At 71.7% G+C, this 18,551-nt stretch carries 18 protein-coding genes; 15 read left to right on the top strand and 3 right to left on the bottom strand.

What is annotated here, in order from left to right; all coding sequences use genetic code 11:
* Positions 1-69: 69 nt before the first annotated feature.
* The gene (locus FRZ03_RS26075) at positions 70-357 is read right to left on the bottom strand and encodes a hypothetical protein (RefSeq protein ID WP_146467569.1); all 288 of its coding nucleotides are present in this window, start codon (positions 355-357) and stop codon (positions 70-72) included.
* 473 nt (positions 358-830) lie between these two features.
* Here FRZ03_RS26075 and FRZ03_RS26070 point away from each other — a divergent pair, with 473 nt between their 5' ends.
* From FRZ03_RS26070 to FRZ03_RS26060, 3 genes are read left to right on the top strand one after another with little or no spacing between them, the layout of a single operon-like run.
* A complete protein-coding gene (locus FRZ03_RS26070; protein ID WP_315902667.1) occupies positions 831-1,157 on the top strand; it encodes a hypothetical protein in 327 nt (108 codons plus the stop codon).
* Positions 1,157-3,373, top strand: a complete 2,217-nt coding sequence (locus tag FRZ03_RS26065) for a DUF6571 family protein (RefSeq protein ID WP_146467571.1) — start codon at positions 1,157-1,159, stop codon at positions 3,371-3,373. Before FRZ03_RS26070 ends, FRZ03_RS26065 begins: the two co-directional genes overlap by 1 nt.
* A 26-nt stretch (positions 3,374-3,399) precedes the next feature.
* Positions 3,400-4,317, top strand: a complete 918-nt coding sequence (locus FRZ03_RS26060; RefSeq protein ID WP_146467570.1) for a hypothetical protein — start codon at positions 3,400-3,402, stop codon at positions 4,315-4,317.
* A gap of 127 nt (positions 4,318-4,444) precedes the next feature.
* Here FRZ03_RS26060 and FRZ03_RS26055 read toward each other — a convergent pair whose 3' ends face one another.
* Positions 4,445-4,732, bottom strand: coding sequence for a hypothetical protein (locus FRZ03_RS26055; RefSeq protein ID WP_146467569.1), 288 nt, complete (start codon positions 4,730-4,732; stop codon positions 4,445-4,447).
* 147 nt (positions 4,733-4,879) lie between these two features.
* On the opposite strand from FRZ03_RS26055, the gene FRZ03_RS26050 reads away from it, so the two are divergent.
* From FRZ03_RS26050 to FRZ03_RS26040, 3 genes are read left to right on the top strand one after another with little or no spacing between them, the layout of a single operon-like run.
* Positions 4,880-5,413 (top strand): PadR family transcriptional regulator, encoded by a 534-nt coding sequence (locus tag FRZ03_RS26050; protein WP_146467568.1) that lies wholly within the window; start codon positions 4,880-4,882, stop codon positions 5,411-5,413.
* A 17-nt stretch (positions 5,414-5,430) separates the two neighbouring features.
* Positions 5,431-6,129, top strand: a complete 699-nt coding sequence (locus tag FRZ03_RS26045; RefSeq protein WP_146467567.1) for an ABC transporter ATP-binding protein — start codon at positions 5,431-5,433, stop codon at positions 6,127-6,129.
* Positions 6,130-6,152: 23 nt separating this feature from the next.
* Positions 6,153-7,484, top strand: a complete 1,332-nt coding sequence (locus FRZ03_RS26040; RefSeq protein ID WP_146467576.1) for an FtsX-like permease family protein — start codon at positions 6,153-6,155, stop codon at positions 7,482-7,484.
* A gap of 99 nt (positions 7,485-7,583) precedes the next feature.
* Here the strand turns inward: FRZ03_RS26040 and FRZ03_RS26035 are convergent, their stop codons facing one another.
* Positions 7,584-8,120 (bottom strand): HNH endonuclease, encoded by a 537-nt coding sequence (locus FRZ03_RS26035; RefSeq protein WP_070027169.1) that lies wholly within the window; start codon positions 8,118-8,120, stop codon positions 7,584-7,586.
* Between the two features lie 324 nt (positions 8,121-8,444).
* Here FRZ03_RS26035 and FRZ03_RS26030 point away from each other — a divergent pair, with 324 nt between their 5' ends.
* The 9 genes from FRZ03_RS26030 to FRZ03_RS25990 all read left to right on the top strand — a co-directional run bounded on the left by FRZ03_RS26030 (position 8,445) and on the right by FRZ03_RS25990 (position 18,341).
* Positions 8,445-9,548 carry a mechanosensitive ion channel family protein gene (locus FRZ03_RS26030; RefSeq protein ID WP_146467566.1) on the top strand — a complete coding sequence of 368 codons (1,104 nt, stop codon included), beginning with the start codon at positions 8,445-8,447 and terminating at the stop codon, positions 9,546-9,548.
* 134 nt (positions 9,549-9,682) lie between these two features.
* Positions 9,683-10,303, top strand: a complete 621-nt coding sequence (locus FRZ03_RS26025; RefSeq protein ID WP_146467565.1) for a Uma2 family endonuclease — start codon at positions 9,683-9,685, stop codon at positions 10,301-10,303.
* Between the two features lie 132 nt (positions 10,304-10,435).
* Positions 10,436-11,647, top strand: a complete 1,212-nt coding sequence (locus tag FRZ03_RS26020) for an ROK family transcriptional regulator (RefSeq protein ID WP_146467564.1) — start codon at positions 10,436-10,438, stop codon at positions 11,645-11,647.
* A 57-nt stretch (positions 11,648-11,704) separates the two neighbouring features.
* The gene (locus tag FRZ03_RS26015; protein ID WP_186785617.1) at positions 11,705-13,048 is read left to right on the top strand and encodes an ABC transporter substrate-binding protein; all 1,344 of its coding nucleotides are present in this window, start codon (positions 11,705-11,707) and stop codon (positions 13,046-13,048) included.
* A gap of 3 nt (positions 13,049-13,051) precedes the next feature.
* Entirely contained in the window at positions 13,052-13,999 is a 948-nt protein-coding gene (locus tag FRZ03_RS26010) for a carbohydrate ABC transporter permease (protein WP_146467563.1), read from the top strand.
* Entirely contained in the window at positions 13,996-14,889 is an 894-nt protein-coding gene (locus tag FRZ03_RS26005; protein WP_146467562.1) for a carbohydrate ABC transporter permease, read from the top strand. The genes FRZ03_RS26010 and FRZ03_RS26005 overlap by 4 nt, the downstream gene beginning before the upstream one ends.
* Before the next feature lie 7 nt (positions 14,890-14,896).
* Positions 14,897-16,162: a 6-phospho-beta-glucosidase gene (locus FRZ03_RS26000; protein ID WP_146467561.1), complete on the top strand. Its 1,266-nt coding sequence runs from the start codon at positions 14,897-14,899 to the stop codon at positions 16,160-16,162.
* A complete protein-coding gene (locus tag FRZ03_RS25995) occupies positions 16,153-17,151 on the top strand; it encodes an N-acetylglucosamine kinase (protein WP_146467560.1) in 999 nt (332 codons plus the stop codon). Before FRZ03_RS26000 ends, FRZ03_RS25995 begins: the two co-directional genes overlap by 10 nt.
* A 104-nt stretch (positions 17,152-17,255) precedes the next feature.
* The gene (locus tag FRZ03_RS25990; RefSeq protein WP_186785616.1) at positions 17,256-18,341 is read left to right on the top strand and encodes an RICIN domain-containing protein; all 1,086 of its coding nucleotides are present in this window, start codon (positions 17,256-17,258) and stop codon (positions 18,339-18,341) included.
* Positions 18,342-18,551 lie beyond the last annotated feature (210 nt).

The raw sequence follows: 18,551 nt of genomic DNA, 5'->3' as shown, positions 1-18,551 counted from the left end.
GTAGGAGACGGCGACCCCGTGCAGCCCGGCGAGCCGGCTCAGTTCCGCGTCCGCGGACGCCCCGGTCATCTACGACCCCGCCGCGTACGCGTCCGGCTCGCTGGTCAGGGAGCTGGTGTCGGCGAGCGGGGGCTCGCTGGTCAGGGGCTCGGCGTCGGGCAGCGGCGGTTCGCTGGTCAGCGGCGCGGTGGTGGCGGCGGCCTCCGCGTTGAACGCGTACAGCCTGATCTCGCCGGTCTCACTGGACTCCATCGACTCGATGGTCTCCGCAGACGTCTCCACCAGGGGTTTTCGCTCGGCTTCCCGCCGCCCGTGTTTCCACTGGGCCGGGATGGGGGTTCGTGCCGGTGCGGCCACGGGGGCCTCCTTGTGGGTCATGGTGGCGGGCGGCCGGTCGGACGCCGGGTCTTACGACGACTCAGGGCAGGCCTACCCAGCGAGCGCCGTCACAGACGTCCCCGAACGACGGAGCCGCGTCACGCTCGCATGCCCGCCTCTCCAGGGCGGACCACCTCGAGGACTTCGTGCTCGGCGGTGAGATCCGGTCGTCGGCGAACACGTCTCTTCGATAAGCGATGAGTTCGTTCGGCTCAGGGGCAACACGCACACCAGGAAGCCCCCTTCAGTCAAAGAGACGCATCCCCTAGAGTCAAGGAAGAACAAAATCGAGCAAAGAACAGGTCGCATCTCGTACGGGGGTCCAGATGGCGTGGGGCGAGTGGGAACAGCTCAAGGCGGAGGCCCGGCAGCGAGTTCCGGCCCGAATGCAGCTGAACCAGGCCGTCGCCGCAGGCGGGGGCGGCGGTACGGCCCCACACGGTGACCTCACCGTGTCCCAAGAGGACCTGAAGGCCGTAGGGGACGCCGCCTACTCGTTGTACACGGACTTCGGTCAGTGCAACGATCTCGCGCGCATCTCGTCGATGAAGGCCGCCGGCGGGCTGACGGACCAGGGGTTCCTCCTCGGTGAGGCCCTCGACCACGTGGCCACCCGGTGGGTGGACCAAGTGCAGTCCCTGCTCGACGCCTGCGTCCACATCTACACGCACTTGGACTTCACCCAGGCGATCCACAAGGGCGACGAAGCGCGTGTCCACGCCACGATCAGCAGCACCTCCACCCTGGACCACGGCTTCGACCGGCACCGGGGGTACTGATGGATCTCAACGTGCTGCTGCACGGGGACTTCGCCGCGCTCGGCCAGGCGATATCCGACTGGGACTCGCTGACGAAGCGGCTGGAAACCCTTGAACGGGACGCGCGGGACAACCTCAAGGCCAAGGCGACGAGGGCCCGGTGGGCCGGTGTCAACGCCACGGTGACCCGGGAGTTCGTGGCCAAGACGGCGGACGAGTTCACCGACGCCCACACCCAGGCGCAGAGCGTCGCGAACATCCTCCGCGACACCCGCGAGGAACTGATCTCCTACCGCGACCACCTCCAAGAGGTCATCGAGAACGCGCGGAAGAAGAACCTCACGGTTGTGGACGACGGCTGCGGGATGTTCCACGTCCAGATGATCGTCCATCCCGACCGTGCCGCGAAGGGCACGACGGTACCCGAGCACACCGAGACGGATGAGGAACTGCTCCGCGAGGAGGTGAAGCGGGTCCTCACCAAGGCCACGGAGAGCGACAGCACCGCGGCACACGCGCTCAAGTCCCTGGTGGACAGCGTCGAGGAAGGCTTCGCGGACTCCGCCTACGGGGACCGCGACCAGGCTGTCGCCGCGGAGAAGCAGGCCGTCCAGGACAAGAAGGACGCCGAACAGGCAGCGCGGCTGTACTCCCGGCTCGACAGCCTCAGCGACGAGGAGCTGAAGCAGCTCGCCGAGCTGACCGAGAAGGGCAAGAACTCCCCCGTCTTCGCAAGCGAGTTGGTGAAGAACCTCGACTACCGGGGACGGGACGGGCAAGAGGCTCTTCTGCTGCTGTCCCAGTCGCTGACCGGCGGCGGCCGGGACGGCCGGGACTCGACGGCCGAACGACGGCTGCGGGAGGCCCTGTCGACCAGCCTCGCCACCGCGACACGCCCCGGCTCGCCTCTCGGCCCCAACGGGGGCACCCCGTCGGAGTGGACGGAGAAACTCCTCAGGACGGCCCGCGAGGGCAACGGCCTGCCGGCCCAGCACCCCGGTTCGCTGGCAGGCGGTGCCACGGGGCTGGGCCTGCTGACCAAGCTGATGGGATCCGGAAGCGCGGTGTACGACAGCAGCCTGCTGACCGCCACCGGCGACGAGATCCGCGACTACGAGACGCACACCAAGCATCCGTACGAGGGGATCGCCGACAACTGGAAGGGCACCCAGGAAGACCCGATGAGCGGCCTGATGAAGGCCATGGCCCGAAACCCGGAGGCCGCCGAGTCCTACTTCGACCCGCACCGCAACGACAATCTCGACTACTTCCTCAAGAGGCGCGACTGGCCCGGTGGCGATGTCGAGAACAAGATGCCGCAGGACCTGATCGACAGCTCCGCGCGGCACTACCTCGGCGATGCCCTGGAAGCAGCGAGCACAGGGCACGCGCCGGGCATCATGGCCCCGGCGATCCCGGCCCGCCATGATCCGGCGCAAGCGGCGGTCTTCTCCGGTGTGGTCAGCGCGTACGGGCAGGGCATCGCCGGCGACCCGGCGGGCGGCATGCCCGCGGGGCTGCGCCACTCGATGGGCGGCATGATGGCCGACTACGTCGGCGACGTTCACCAGATCCTCGGCCAGGACCGCACGAATCCCACCGACTACAGCGGTCTCGACGTCAAGGCCCAGGACCTGGTGCCCGTCATCCGCGCGATGGCGGAGGACGGGACCGCCTTCGCGAAGCTGCACGACGCCGAGACGTCGTACGTGGCCCAGGAACTCGACAAGTACGACGGCCAGGCCTTCGTGCGGGAGGACGCGCCCGGCGCCAAGGAACTGAAGGCCTTCGTGGGGCAGTCCAACATGGCGCTCGGTCAGATGGACGCGGTACGCGCGGATGTCATCTACCAGATGGGCGAGGACAAGAAGAGCGTCAATGCCTGGAACAAGATGATGCAGTACCACGTCATCGGTGCCCCGGTCACCGGGATACCGCTCGCGGGGGACACCATCCAGCGCCTGGTGGACGTCGGCACGGCCGAATACCAGAACAACCTCAACGCCGAGGTCGACAAGGAGACCCGTCAGAACCTCGCCGGTCACTTCTCCGCCGGACACCGGCAGATCGACGCGATGCTCGAACGCGCCGTGCACAGCAAGGTGCCCGAGAACCAGTGGTATTTGATGTACCAGGACCCGGGCCAGTTCGAAAGAGGACTGCAGAAGGGCGGCCTGGGCGAGTACAACGACGGCCTGACCTTGGGCGTCGGATCCATGGGGAAGCCTGCGGGATGACGAAACGGCACAGGACGAGACTCATCGTGGCCTCTGCGGTGGCCCTGGTGCTGGTGGCGGCCGGGGTGGTGGTCGCCGTACTGCGCGGCGGGGACGGCGGGGGTTCCGCGAAGCGGCAGAGCACGTTCTGCTGGGGCACGCTGAAGCGCGACGACGTCGCCGCGCTGAGCGCGCCTTCCCTTGACCGGTACGCGTCCGAGGAAGGCGACCTCAAGGGCACCGGTCTCGCCATCTGCCAGGTGGGGGCGGGTCTCGACGCACACGGCGCGATGAAACAGCCGCAGTTCTGGCTGTCCGTGGGTGCCGCGCGGGACGCCGATGTCTGGGCCACGGCGGACAAGGTGGCCGGGGTCTCACCCTTCCGGGCGCCCCTCGCCGGCGTGCCCGGCTGGGTCAACAAGAGCATGACGGGGGTACTGCTGCCCGCCTCGTGCGCCGGTCGGCTGAACGTCGGCGGTCCGGCGTACGTGCAGCTGAAGACCCTCGGCGACCAGGACAGGACCTGGCGCGACGGCGCCCTGCAGAAGCGGATGACGGACGTCCTGATGACGGCCGCGGTCACGCTCACCCGTCAACTCGGCTGCGCCGAGACGTCGTTCAAGGCGCCCGGCACCACCCCGCGGTTGCTGGAGAAGCACGCTCCGGCCGCCGGGAGGGCCTGTGGGCTGCCGGGCTTCGGCGTCCCCGCGAAGTACACCGAGGAGTATGTGACCGAGGGCGACTTCAGGCTCTGGAGCTGCGCGCTCCGCGCCGGAAGCGACGAGGCGCACTTCACCGTCACCCAGGACCCGTACCTGGTCGGGCTGGACGACTCCGGCTCCACCGCCTGGTCGGCCACTCTGGAGTGCGACGGCGGGAAGACCCTCGTCCAGACCGGGTCGGAGGACGAAGCCCTCGCCCGGGATTTCCGCGCGGCGGTGACCCGCGCGGCCGGCTGCGCCTGACGAGTCCGGCGGCACGGTGACCGCGGCGCCTCACACTCACCCGCAGTGAGTCGAGTCGTTCACACAGCCGTACTCGACTGTGCCGGGTCCGGACGGTGAGCGCGGCGCGGACCACTTCCGGGCTCGTCTACGACCCCGCCGCGTACGCGTCCGGCTCGCTGGTCAGGGAGCTGGTGTCGGCGAGCGGGGGCTCGCTGGTCAGGGGCTCGGCGTCGGGCAGCGGCGGTTCGCTGGTCAGCGGCGCGGTGGTGGCGGCGGCCTCCGCGTTGAACGCGTACAGCCTGATCTCGCCGGTCTCACTGGACTCCATCGACTCGATGGTCTCCGCAGACGTCTCCACCAGGGGTTTTCGCTCGGCTTCCCGCCGCCCGTGTTTCCACTGGGCCGGGATGGGGGTTCGTGCCGGTGCGGCCACGGGGGCCTCCTTGTCCTGTACGGCGGCCTGGGGCCCGGAGCGCGGATCAGGCCGGCCGGGCCTTCGGGGGTCATCGCAGCCCTACCCCGTGAACGCGGTCGCACTCACTATTCACTCAGTACATGTACTTGATGCATACTGATCACCATGAGCACCCGGCACATCCTCCTGGGCCTGCTGGAGGCGGGGCCGAGCCATGGCTACGACCTCAAGCGCCGCCACGACGAACGCTTCCCACAGGCCCGCCCGCTGGCGTACGGGCAGGTGTACACCACCCTGCAACGCCTGGTCAGGGACGGACTCGCGGAGATCGAGGGGACGGACGCGGACGGCGGCCCGGAGCGCACGCTGTACCGGTCGACGGGCGCCGGGGCGCGGGAACTGGCCCGGTGGGCCGGGGAGATCGCGCCGCCCGCGCCCTTCGTGGCGAACGAGATCTTCGCCAAGGTCGTCGTCTCCATCCTGGCCGGCGGTGATCCGGCCGCCTACCTGCGCGCCCAGCAGGATGCGCACAAGGCGCGGATGCGGGAGCTGACGGCGGTGAAGACGGACCCCGGCGCCGATCTGGCGACCGTGCTCTCGGCGGACTACGCCCTGAACCACCTCGACGCCGACCTCCGCTGGATGAACACCACGGCGGCCCGGCTGACCACTTTGACCGCGGAGGTCGACACCGCATGAACCACAGGGGGGACACGATGACGGACGACGGGGGCTCCCCGGCGCCGCTGCTGGCGGGCCGGGGCCTGGTCAAGGCGCACGGCAGGACACCGGCGCTGCGCGGCGCCTCGATCGCGCTGGGGGCGGGCGAGATCCTCGCCGTGACGGGGCCGAGCGGCAGCGGCAAGTCCACGCTGCTGCACCTGCTGGCCGGGATCGTCCGGCCGGACGAGGGCTCGGTGACGTACGCCGGGCAGCGGCTCGACCGGCTGCCGGAGCAGCGGCTGACCGAGCTGCGCCGCACCGACTTCGGGGTGGTCTTCCAGTTCGGGCAGCTGATCCCGGAGCTGACGGCGGTGGACAACGTGGGGCTGCCGCTGCTGCTGGCCGGGGCCTCCCGCGCCGAGGCCCGGCGGCGCGCGGGCGAGTGGCTGGAGCGGTTCGGGGTGCGGGGCCAGGAGGAGCTGCGGCCGGGCGAGCTGAGCGGCGGGCAGGCGCAGCGGGTGGCGCTGGCCCGGGCCCTGGTGACCGGCCCCGAGGTCGTCTTCGCGGACGAGCCGACGGGGGCCCTGGACTCGCTGGCGGGCGAGCAGGTGATGACGGCCCTGGCGCGCACGGCCCGCGAGGCCGGTACGGCGGTCCTGCTGATCACGCACGACGCGCAGGTCGCGGCGTACGCGGACCGCGAGGTGCGGCTGAGCGACGGTCTGGTGCTGCCGGCGGAGGTGGCGGCGTGACGCGCCGGGCGCCGGGCGGCGCGATGGCGGCCGAGGCGCGGCTGGCCTGGCGGCTCGGCCGGGGCGCGGACCGGCGGGAGTGGTGGCGGGCCGCGCTGACCGCGGCCGGGGCCGCGTCGGCGACGGGGATCGCGCAGACCGCCGTGGCGCTGGGCTCGCTGCGGGGGCAGTACCACGTCTCCGTGGGCGGCGGTCTGCTGGACCGGCCGGGCGAGCGCGCGGGGGTGGTCCTCACCCTGCTGCTCCTGCTGGTGCCGGTGCTGGGCTTCCTCGGCCAGTGCGCCCGCGTCGGTGCCGTGCACCGCGACCGCCGGCTGGCCGGGCTGCGGCTGGCCGGTGCCACCCCGGCCCAGGTGCGCCGGATCGCCGCGCTGGAGACCGGCCCGGCCTGTCTGCTGGGCTCGCTGCTCGCCACCGCCGCGTCCGCCATGGTCCTGCCCCGGCTGTGGAGCGCCCCGGCGCCGGCGGGCTGGGCGGGCCTGGCGCTGGTCGCCCTCGCGGTGCCGGTGCTGGGCACGGCGGTGGCCGTACTGGCGCTGCGCCGGCTGGTGGCCTCCCCGCTGGGCTGGGTGCGCCGGGTGCGGCCGCGCGGCGGACGGGGGGCGCGGTACGCGGGCGGGCTGCTGCTCGTCCTGCTGTCGGTGCTCGCCGCCGTCTGCGGCGCGCGCGGCCGGCTGCCGCTGGCGGTGTGCGCGCTGGTCGTCGCGGTCGGCGCGGGCACGGTGTGGCTGGCCGGGGGCACGGCACGGCTGGCCGGCCGGCTGGTGGCCCGGCGGGCCCGCACGGCGGCGGCGCTGATCGCGGCGGAACGGCTGCGCGACGACCCGTGGGCCGCGGCCCGCACCCACGCGGCCGTGCTGCTGGTCACGGTGGTGGGCACCGGTTTCGTGGGGGTACGGCAGGCGCTCCTCGCCGATCTGCACCGGATGCGCCGCGACCACCGGCTCGGCATGCCGATGGCCTTCTACACCACGGGCATCGCCCTGGCGGGCGCCGCGGTCCTCGTCGCGCTCGCGATCACCCTGTGCGGTCTCGCCGTCGGCACCGCGGAGTCGCTGGCGGACCGCCGCCGGTCCCTGGCCGCGCAGATCGCCGCCGGGGTGCCGAGGGCGGTGCTCGGCCGGGCGCTGCTGCTGGAGACCGCGCTGCCGCTGCTGCCCGCGGTGGTGCTGGCGGGCGCCGGGGGCATGGCGATCGGCACCTGGTACGCCGCGCTGACCGGTCCCGGCGTCGTCGTGCCGTACGCCGCCCTGCTGGTGCCGGTGCTCGTGTACGGCTGCTGTCTCGCGGCGGCGGCCACCGCGCTGCCGCTGCTGCGCCGCTCGGCGCGCCCCGCGGAGCTGCGGTACGCCTGACGTGCACCTCACCGGGGGCGCGGACGCGGCCGTACGGTCCCGGGGGCGCGGCGGGCTCCCGGGGCCGTACGGCCCGCGGATGCGCGAAGGCCCGGATCGTCAGGCTGAGATGCCGTCGATCCGGGCCATGGCGTCGTCCGCGCCGTACGGCTGGAGGTAGGGCAGCCAGCGCGGGTCCCTGTGGCCGGTGCCGATGATGCGCCAGGCCAGACCGGTGGGCGGGGCCGGTTTGTGGCGCAGGCGCCAGCCCAGTTCGACGAGGTGGCGGTCGGCCTTCACGTGGTTGCAGCGGCGGCAGGAGGCCACCACGTTGTCCCAGACGTGCTTGCCCCCGCGACTGCGCGGGATGACGTGGTCGACGCTGGTTGCGACGCCACCGCAGTACATGCACCGGCCCCCGTCCCGCGCGAAGAGCGCACGACGGGTGAGAGGTACGGGCCCCCGATAGGGGACCCGGACGAATCGCTTGAGCCGGACCACGCTGGGTGCGGGGACTGTGACGGTTGCGCTGTGCATATAGGCGCCGGATTCCTCGAGGGAGACGGCCTTGTTCTCCAGGACGAGGACGAGCGCGCGGCGGAGCGGTACGACGCCGAGCGGCTCGTACGACGCGTTGAGGACCAGGACATGCGGCACGGGTGCCTCCTTGGGCGTCGGCGGCGCGTGGCTCGCGCCGGGACGATCTGCAGCCAGTCTCCCCTCATGCCTGGTGGCGGCGCCACCATGTCCCGGTAACGGGCTGGGAGTGTTTTCGACCACAGGTGATTCATCCCCCGGTTCATGGCCTGTTCAAGCCGGCGTGAGCCGTGTCTCTCCTGCGCCCCTCCTTGGCGGATCCGCCAAGGGCACACACAATGCCCCGTTAGTGTGGTGGTCCTGTCCGACCGGTGGTCCTTTCGTGATCTCGCAGCCCTTGACCGCCCCGCCGGCGCGGACGTGCAGCACCTGGAGGTACCTGCCGTGTCGTCCTTGCCCGTGCTCCTGACGGCCGCCGGTGCGTCGCCGTCCCCGTCGCCGTCCGGTACGGCGCCGGCCGTACCGACGCTCCAGGACGCCCAGGAAAGCGCCACGAACGCGGCGAGCTGGGTCGAGGAGAACTGGTCGACCTGGCTCGCGATGGGTCTGCAGATCCTGCTGATCATCGTGGTGGCGGTGGCGCTGCGCGCGGTGGTGCGGCGAGCGATCACCAAGCTGATAGAGCGGATGGCCCGCACCGCGCAGGCCGTGGACGGCACCGCGCTGGGCGGGCTGCTGGTCAACGCGGAGCGGCGGCGGCAGCGTTCGGCGGCGATAGGGTCCGTGCTGCGCTCGGTGGCGAGCTTCCTGATCCTGGGCACGGCGGCGCTGATGGTGCTGTCCACCTTCAAGATCAACCTGGCGCCGCTGCTGGCGTCGGCCGGTGTGGCCGGTGTGGCGATCGGTTTCGGCGCGCGCAACCTCGTCACGGACTTCCTCTCCGGCGTGTTCATGATCCTGGAGGACCAGTACGGCGTCGGTGACGTGATCGACGCGGGCGTGGCCACCGGCGAGGTGATCGAGGTGGGGCTGCGCGTGACCAAGCTGCGCGGCTCCGACGGCGAGATCTGGTACGTCCGCAACGGCGAGGTCAAGCGGATCGGCAACCTCTCCCAAGGCTGGGCCACGGCCGGGGTCGACGTGACCGTGCGGGCGAGCGAGGACCTGGACCGGGTCAAGGCGACGCTGGACGAGGTCGCCGAGAAGATGAGCAAGGAAGAGCCCTGGAACGAGCTGCTGTGGGGCCCGATCGAGGTCCTCGGCCTGGACTCGGTCCTCATCGACTCGATGGTGGTGCGCCTGTCGGCCAAGACCATGCCGGGCAAGTCGGTGACGGTCGAGCGCGAGCTGCGCTGGCGGGTCAAGCGCGCCTTCGACGCGGCGAGCATCCGGATCGTCGGCGGCGCGACGGCCGTCGAGGACGTCGAGGACACCCCGGACCCCACCGCCGCGGTGGCCGCCCCCTCCGCCTTCTCCAACGCCGACTCGCCGCAGTCCGCGGCGGCGACACCGATCACCACCCAGCGGACGGCTCCGCCGCGGAAGTAGGGGAACGGTTCAGCACGCTCGTTCGAGTGATGGGTGGGGCATTCCGGCGCGGTGGCGCTCGGGGTGCCCCATCGTTCTGCCGGGGCGCCCGGAGCGGGCTTAGCCTGGCATCGATGCGACAAGGAGAACGAGCGATGAGCGCCGGACCTCTCGTGGAGCCGATGATGACGCAGGACCCCATCGATCTGCTGATCGCGTTCGAGAAGGCGTCGGTGGCGCCGATTCGACCCGAGTACGTCGAGGGGACGGTCATCGTGCCGCCGCAGCCGGATTACAACCACAGCAAGGGCGCAGTCAAGCTCACCTTCCAGCTTCACATGGCCGGACTCGATCTGGCGGGTATGGGCATGGGCTTCCGCGCGGCCCACCAAGACGGCAGCACCATGGCACTGGTGATCCCCGACTTCTACATCTTGCGCCGTGAGCCGACCGAACTGGACAGCTCATATCTCAGGGTTCACAAGGGTTGGTACCCGATCGGCATGATCGCCTTGGTCGGCGAGGTCACGTCGTCCAACCACGCCATCGACACGGGCGCCAAACTGGCCACCTACGCCGCCGCCGGAATTCCGGTCTACGTCCTGATCAACCGCGAGACGAGGACGGCCCACTGCTACACCGGACCGTCCCTTCCCGGTGACAACCCCGTAGAGGCGTACTACGCGAACGACACCAAAGTCGACCTCGGCGACCCCCTCCCCCCACCCGCCCCGCACCCCACCCTCGACACCAGCCCCTTCCTCGTCGCCGACTGACACGCCCTCCGCGACCCCGAGGTAACGACTCTGTTGCCTCACAGCTCCCGCGTATTGACGCCTCCTCCGCACCGGGCTTACGTTCGGGCGAAATAGGAAAGTTTCCTAACAGTGAGGCAGGTGGCGACCCCCATGGCAGGAACCGCCGGTACGCCGGGCACCCCGCGCGTGCTGCGCGCCATGAACGACCGGGCCGCACTGGATCTGCTGCTGGAGCACGGGCCGCTGTCCCGGACCCGGATCGGGAACCTGACGGGACTGTCCAAGCCCACCGCGTCCCAGCTGCTGGCCCGGCTGGAGGCGGCCGGGCTGGTGCGGGTGACCGGGACGAGTGCCGGGCGGCCGGGGCCCAGCGCCCAGCTGTACGCGGTGAACCCGCGCGCCGCCCACGCCGCCGGGCTCGACGTCACCCCGGACCGCATCCGCGCCGCCGTCGCCGACATCACCGGCCGCACGGTCGGCGAGTACGAGCTGCCCACCCCCGGCCGGCGCCCCGCGCAGCCCGTCGTGCGGCAGGTCACCGACGCCCTCGACGGCGCCGTGAAGGCGGCCGGCCTCGCGCGCGGTGACGTGCACCGGGTGGTCATCGGGACGCCCGGCGCGTTCGACCCGAACACCGGTCGGCTGCGGTACGCCTCGCACCTGCCCGGCTGGCACTCCCCCACGCTGCTGGACGAGCTGGCCGCCGCGCTGCCGATGCCGGTCGAGTACGAGAACGACGTCAACCTCGTCGCCCTCGCCGAACAGCGGCTGGGCACCGCCCGCGGCCACGGTGACTTCGTGCTGCTGTGGAACGAGGAGGGCCTCGGCGCCGCCCTGGTCCTCGGCGGCCGGCTGCACCGCGGCTGGACCGGCGGCGCCGGCGAGGTCGGCTTCCTTCCGGTGCCGGGCACGCCCCTGGTGCGCCAGGTGACCCGGGCCAACAGCGGCGGCTACCAGGAGCTGGCCGGCGCCCAGGAGGTGCCGAAGCTGGCCCGCGCGCTCGGCGTCCCGGACGTGCCGCCGGGGCCGTACACCGAGGTCGCCGCGGAGCTGCTGGCGCGCGCCGCCGATCACGCGGGCGGGCCGCACCGGGCGCTGCTGGAGGCCTACGCGACCCGGCTCGCCACCGGTCTCGCCGCGCTGGTCTCCGTCCTCGACCCCGAGCTGGTCGTGCTCAGCGGCTCCGCCCTGACCGCGGGCGGCGAGGTGCTGCGCGCCCTCGTCCAGGCCGAGCTGGAGGAGCTGGCCGCGGCCCGCCCCCGGCTCGTCCTCGGCGACATCCGTGAACACCCGGTGCTGCGCGGTGCGTTGGAGGCCGCGCTCGCCACCACCCGCGACGAGGTGTTCGACACCTCGCGCTAAAGCCTTTCCTCAAGCACCGCGTCCTCCCCTTCCCTACCCGCCCCGGGAGACCCCGCCATGCCCCCAGCGACGCGCAGAGCCGGCGGAAAAGCCGTGCTCGCCCTGACCGCCTCCGTCGTGCTGCTCGGCGCCGCGTGCACCGGGCAGTCCGGCGCGGGCGCCACGGACGACCCCACCAAAGACACGACGATCACCTTCTGGCACGCCTGGAGCGCGCCGAACGAGGTGCGGGCCGTCGAGTCCCTGGTCGCCGGCTTCGAGAAGGCGCACCCCAACATCCAGGTACGCGTCGTCGGCGACATGACCGACGACAAGATCAACCAGGCGCTGCGCGCCGGCGGCGACCGGGCCCCCGACGTCGTCTCCTCGTTCACCACCAACAACGTGGGCAGGTTCTGTTCCTCGGGCGCGCTCGTCGATCTGGACCCCTTCCTGAAGAAGGACGGCATCGACGCGGCCACGACCTTCCCCAGGGCGATGAACGAGTACACCCGCTTCGACGGCAACCGGTGCACCGTGCCGCTGCTCGGGGACGCGTACGGGCTGTACTACAACAAGACGGCGTTCGAGAAGGCCGGCATAGCCCGGCCGCCCAGGACCTGGAGCGAGTTCGAGACCGACGCCGAGAAGCTGACGATTCCGGCCGGGGACTCCTACGAACAGCTCGGGTTCATGCCGGACTACCACGGCTGGGAGACCACCACCGAGCACTACCTCGCCCAGTTCTCCCCGACGTACTTCGACGAGAAGGGGAAGTCGCGGGTGGCGAAGGACCCCGCGTTCCGGCAGGGGTTCGCGTTGCAGAAGCGGCTCGTGGACGAACTCGGCGGATTCCGGAAGCTGGAGCGGTTCCGGTCCACCCTCGGCGACGAGTGGGGCCCCAAACACCCCTTCCACACCGGCCAGGTGGCCATGCAGCTGGACGGCGAGTGGCGGCTCGGCATGGCCGAGGCGGCCGAGCCGGACTTCGAGATCGGCGTCGCCCCGCTGCCCGTGCCGGACGGCCAGGAGGACCAGTACGGCAAGGGGTACATCACCGGCACCGTCACGGGCATCGCCGCCACCAGCCACAAACAGAACGCCGCCTGGGAGTTCGTCAAGTACATCACCACGGACACGGACGCCGTGGTCGGCTTCGCCAACGACATCCACAACGTGCCCTCCACCCTCGCCGCCCTCAAGTCCCCGAAGCTCACGTACGAGCCACGCTTCAAGACCTTCCTGGACATTGCCGCGAACCCCCGCTCCACCACCACCCCGCCCTCCGTCAACGGCGGCCAGTACCTGGTGACCGTCCAGCAGCTGGGGTACGACTACGAGAGCGGCAAGGTCAGGGATCTGGACGCCGGTCTGCGCAAGGCCGCCGCGCAGATCGACACGGACATCGCGCAGGCGGACTAGCCGATGGCCGCGGTCACTTACGCCGCCAAGCGCCGCCGCGCGGCGCTGCGCACGCTCGGCTTCCTGTCGCCCTGGCTGATCGGCTTCGCGGTGTTCTTCGCGTACCCGCTGGTCTCGACGCTCTACTTCTCCTTCATGCACTACGACGGCTTCCGGCCGCCGGTCTGGAGCGGCGGGAAGAACTGGGCCTACGTCTTCACCCACTACCCGCTGTTCTGGCCCGCCCTGCGCAACACCCTGTGGCTGGTCGTGGTGATGGTGACCCTGCGCGTGGTGTTCGGGCTGGGCATCGGACTGCTGATCACGAAGATCAAGACGGGTACCGGGGTCTTCCGCACCCTGTTCTACCTGCCCTACCTCGCCCCGCCGGTCGCGGCCACCATGGCCTTCGCCTTCCTCCTCAACCCCGGTACCGGGCCGGTCGATTCGATCCTGCGCAGGATCGGGATACCGGCCCCGGGCTGGTTCGGCGACCCCACGTGGTCCAAGCCGGCGCTGACCCTGCTGGCGCTGTGGGGCGTCGGCGACCTCATGGTGATCTTCATGGCCGCGCTGCTCGACGTGCCGGCCGAGCAGTACGAGGCGGCCGAGCTGGACGGCGCCTCCGCCTGGCAGCGCTTCCGGTACATCACCCTGCCGAACATCTCCCCCATCGTGATGTTCGCCGTGGTCACCGGGGTCATCCAGACCATGCAGTACTACACGCAGCCGCTGATCGCGGGCAAGGTCGCCTCCGGGGTGATCCAGGGCGCCGGCACCCAGTTCGAGCCGGGCTACCCGGACAAGTCCACGCTCACCCTGCCCCAGCTCGTCTACAACCTCGGTTTCCAGCGCTTCGACTACGGCTCCGCGTGTGTCGTCGCCCTCGTCCTCTTCGCCCTGTCGATGGCGTTCACCGCGCTCCTGATGCGGCGCCGGGGCGGACTGATCCAGGCAGGTGACCGACCTTGACCCGGGTACTCGACCAGCCGGTGCGGCCGAAGGCGGGCGAGACCCCCGGCGACCGCGCCGCGCGCCGCCGGGCCCTGCTCCGGTGGATCGCCGTGCACTCCCTCGGCGTCGCCGCCGCCCTCTTCTTCGTGCTGCCCTTCGTGTTCCTGCTGCTGACCTCGCTGATGAGCGACAGCCAGGCACTGAGCCGGGACCTGGTCCCGCACACCTGGGAGTGGGGCAACTACCGCAAGGTCCTGGACACCCCGGGCTTTCTCACCTGGTGGAAGAACACCCTGGTCTACGCCGGTCTCGGCACCGTGCTCACCGTGGTGTCCTCGATCCCGGTCGCCTACGCGCTCGCCAAGTTCCGCTTCCGGGGCCGGGGTCTCGCCCTGATGCTGGTGATCTCGATGATGATGCTGCCCCCGCAGGTCGTCGTGATCCCGATGTACCTCTTCTGGGCGAAACAGCTGGACCTGTCCGGGACGCTGTGGCCGCTGATCGTCCCGATGGCGTTCGGCGACGCGTTCTCCATCTTCCTGCTGCGCCAGTTCCTGACGACCATCCCGGACGAGTACGTCGACGCCGCCAAGGTGGACGGCTGCGGCGAACTGCGCACCCTGGTCCGGGTCGTCCTGCCGATGGCGAAGCCCGGCATCGCCGCCGTGGCCCTCTTCCAGTTCTTCTACGCCTGGAACGACTACTTCGGCCCCCAGATCTACGCCTCCGAGAACCCCGGTGCCTGGACGCTCAGTTACGGCCTGGAGTCCTTCAAGGGCGCGCACCACACCGACTGGAACCTCACCATGGCCGCGACCGTGCTGGTCATGGCCCCCGTGATCCTCGTGTTCTTCTTCGCCCAGAAGGCATTCGTCGAAGGCGTCACGCTCACCGGAGTGAAGGGTTGATCTCTGTATGAAACTCACCGTGGTCGGCGGCGGCTCGACCTACACCCCCGAACTCGTCGACGGCTTCGCCCGGCTCAGGGACACCCTGCCGGTCGAGGAACTGGTGCTGGTGGACCCGGCCGCCGAACGCCTGGAACCGGTGGGCGCGCTGGCCCGCCGGATCTTCGCCAAGCAGGGGCACGGCGGCCGGATCGTGACCACCTCCGACCTGGACGCGGGCATCGACGGCGCCGACGCCGTCCTGCTCCAGCTGCGCGTCGGCGGGCAGGCGGCCCGGCAGCAGGACGAGACCTGGCCGCTCGAATGCGGCTGCGTCGGCCAGGAGACCACCGGCGCGGGCGGCCTCGCCAAGGCGCTGCGCACGGTACCGGTGGTGCTGGACATCGCCGAGCGGGTGCGCCGGGCCAACCCGCGCGCCTGGATCATCGACTTCACCAACCCGGTCGGCATCGTCACCCGCGCCCTGCTGCACGCCGGGCACCGCGCGGTCGGCCTGTGCAACGTGGCGATCGGCCTCCAGCGGAAGTTCGCCGCCCACCTCGGGGTGGCGCCGGCCGACGTCCATCTCTGCCATGTCGGGCTGAACCACCTCACCTGGGAGACCAGCGTGCGGCTCGGCGGCCCCGAGGGCGCGAACGTGCTGCCGAAGCTGCTGGCCGAGCACGGCGACGCCATCGCCGACGACCTGCGCCTGCCCCGCGCCCTCCTGGACCGCCTGGGCGTGGTCCCCTCGTACTACCTGCGCTACTACTACGCCCACGACGAGGTCGTCCGCGACATGCGCGGCAAGCCCTCCCGCGCCGAGGAAGTCGCCGCGATGGAGCGCGAGTTGCTGGAGATGTACGGCGAACCGGCCCTGGACGAGAAGCCGGCGCTGCTCGCCCGGCGCGGCGGCGCCTACTACTCGGAGGCCGCCGTCGACCTGGCCGCGGCCCTGCTCGGCGGCAAGGGCAGCCCGTACCAGGTGGTGAACACGCTCAACAAGGGCACGCTGCCCTTCCTGGCCGACGACGCGGTGATCGAGGTGCAGGCGGCGGTCGGGCCCACCGGCCCCGCCCCGCTGCCGGTCCCCGAGCCGGACCCGCTCCACGCGGGCCTGATCGCGAACGTGACGGCGTACGAGGAGCTGGCCCTTCAGGCGGCGCTGCGCGGCGGCCGGGACCGGGTCTTCCGCGCCCTGCTCGCCCATCCGCTGATCGGCCAGTACGCGTACGCCGACACGCTGACCGACAGACTGATCGCGCACAACAGGGAGCACCTCGCGTGGGCCTGACCTCGACCGGCACCGCGAGCGTGCTCGCCATCGACGCGGGCAACAGCAAGACCGACGTGGCCGTGGTGGACACCGCGGGCCGGGTGCTGGCCACGGCCCGCGGCGGCGGCTTCCGGCCGCCCGCGGTGGGTGTGACGGCGGCCTTCGACGCGCTCGCCGAACCGGTGCGCCGGGTGCTCGCCGAGGCGGGGCTCGCCCGGGTCACCCATGTCTCCGCCTGTCTCGCCAACGCCGATCTGCCCGTGGAGGAGGAGCAGTTGGCGACCGCGCTGGCCGAGCGCGGCTGGGGCGGCTCGGTGGAGGTCCGCAACGACACCTTCGCGATCCTGCGGGCGGGCGTCGCCGAGCCCCTGGGGGTGGCGGTGGTCTGCGGGGCGGGCATCAACTGCGTGGGGATGCGGCCCGACGGCCGTACCGCGCGGTTCCCGGCCATCGGCCGGATCTCCGGTGACTGGGGCGGCGGCTGGGGCCTCGCCGAGGAGGCGCTGTGGCACGCGGCACGCGCGGCGGACGGGCGGGGCGAGGCCACGGCGCTCGCCCGCACCCTGCCCGCCCACTTCGGGCTGTCCTCCATGTACGCGCTGATCGAGGCGCTGCACCTGGAGCACATCGCGCACGAGCGCCGGGGCGAGCTGGCGCCGGTGCTGTTCGCCACGGCGGCCGGCGGTGACCCGGTGGCCGGCGCGCTGGTGGACCGGCTCGCCGAGGAGGTGACGGTCATGGCCACGGTCGCGCTGACCCGCCTGGACCTGCTGGACGAGGACGCCCCGGTGCTGCTCGGCGGCAGCGTGCTCACCGCCGGGCACCCGCGGCTGGACGACGGCGTCCGGGCCCGGCTGGCGGCCCGTGCGCCCAAGGCCCGGGTCCGGGTCGTCGGCGCCCGCCCGGTGCTCGGCGCCGCCCTGCTGGGCCTGGACCGGCTGGCCGCCGGCCCCGAGGCCCTGGCGCGGGCGCGCGCGCACTGGGAGGTGTCCGGAAAGGACCGATGACGGGAAAGGGGCGGTTTATCCGGGCGATCGCCGGGATCGCGCGCCGCGCCGGAACCCGCGCGGCTAGTTTCCCCGGGACTTGGCAACCGGTGAAAGGACAGCCCGTGGAACACCAGCCCATATCCCGATGGCTCCGGGCCCGGCGCGCGGCCGCCGTCGGGCTCGGCGCGCTCGCGGTGCTCGTGGGGGTCACCGCCGGGACGGCGGCCCCCGCGAGCGCCGCGACCGCCCCCGACCCGGCCCAGCTGACGAGCCTGACGCTGACCTCGGTGAGCAACGGCCGCGGTCTGGACGTCCAGAACGGCAACACCGGCGACGGCGTCTTCCTCGTCACCAACAGCGCCCCCGGCTACCACCAGAAGTGGAGCGCGAACCTCGGCACGGACGGCTCCTTCACTCTCGTCAACGACGCCACCGGCAAGTGCGCCACCGCCGGGCTGCCGCTCACCCAGCAGCCCTGCGACGGCCGGAGCGGCGAGCGCTGGTACTTCCAGCCCGTCGCCGGCGGCTCCGGCGCCTTCATGGTCCGCAACACCCAGGACGACAAGTGCCTGGACGTCTGGTACAACGCGCAGTACAACGACGCCTGGACCGACACCTACGGCTGCAACGGCAGCCAGGCCCAGCAGTGGCGGCTGCCCGCGAGCGCCCAGGCGGCCGCCGTCGCGTCGGCCGTCGACCACGCGGCGGCCCGCTGCGTCAAGGACACCTCCAGCTGCTCCTGGCGCACCCTCGTCCAGGCCCCGGCCGCGCCGCTGCCGCAGCAGTGCGTCTCGCCCGTCTGGTACAACGGCACGGCGGCGGCGGTGCCGTGGACGTTCTCCATGAAGCGCACCACCGGCTGGCAGTCCGAGCTGGGCTTCAGCCTCGGCACCGACCTCGGCACCGGCGGCGCGTCCCCGGTCACCGCGAAGATCAGCACGCAGATCAGCGGCAAGGTCACCCAGAGCCTGACCGACGAACTCGGCAACAGCCTCACCATCAGCGTGCCGCCGGCGCAGTACGGCTGGGTCGCGCTGTCGGAGCTGGCGACGAAGGTCACCGGCACCTGGACCTTCGACGTCAACGGCTACCCCTGGACCGCCGACGACACCCTGACCGTCCCGCTGCTCAGCGACGGCCAGGGCGGTGCCAGCATCTACCTGGCCCGCACCAGCGACACCTTCTCCGGCTGCGGCAGCGCTTCCTGACCGTCCCCCGCCGGACCCCCGGGTAAGAGGTTCCTCGGGCCGCCGGTCCGAGGAACCGAACACCTGCCCCGCACGTATATATGAACAGCGCACACTGAGATCCCCGCGAGATCCAGTGAAGGCCGGTGCGGAACGTCGGTCCCTGCGGCGATACTTGGCTGTCGTACGGATGACCATGGGGGAGGTCGAGTGACATACCCGCCGCAGAGC

The organism is Streptomyces misionensis, assembly GCF_007896895.1.
Taxonomy (GTDB): Bacteria; Actinomycetota; Actinomycetes; order Streptomycetales; family Streptomycetaceae; genus Streptomyces; species Streptomyces misionensis_A.
Note: the sequence above shows the minus strand (reverse complement) of the source record. Positions and strands in the feature narration are given on the sequence as shown.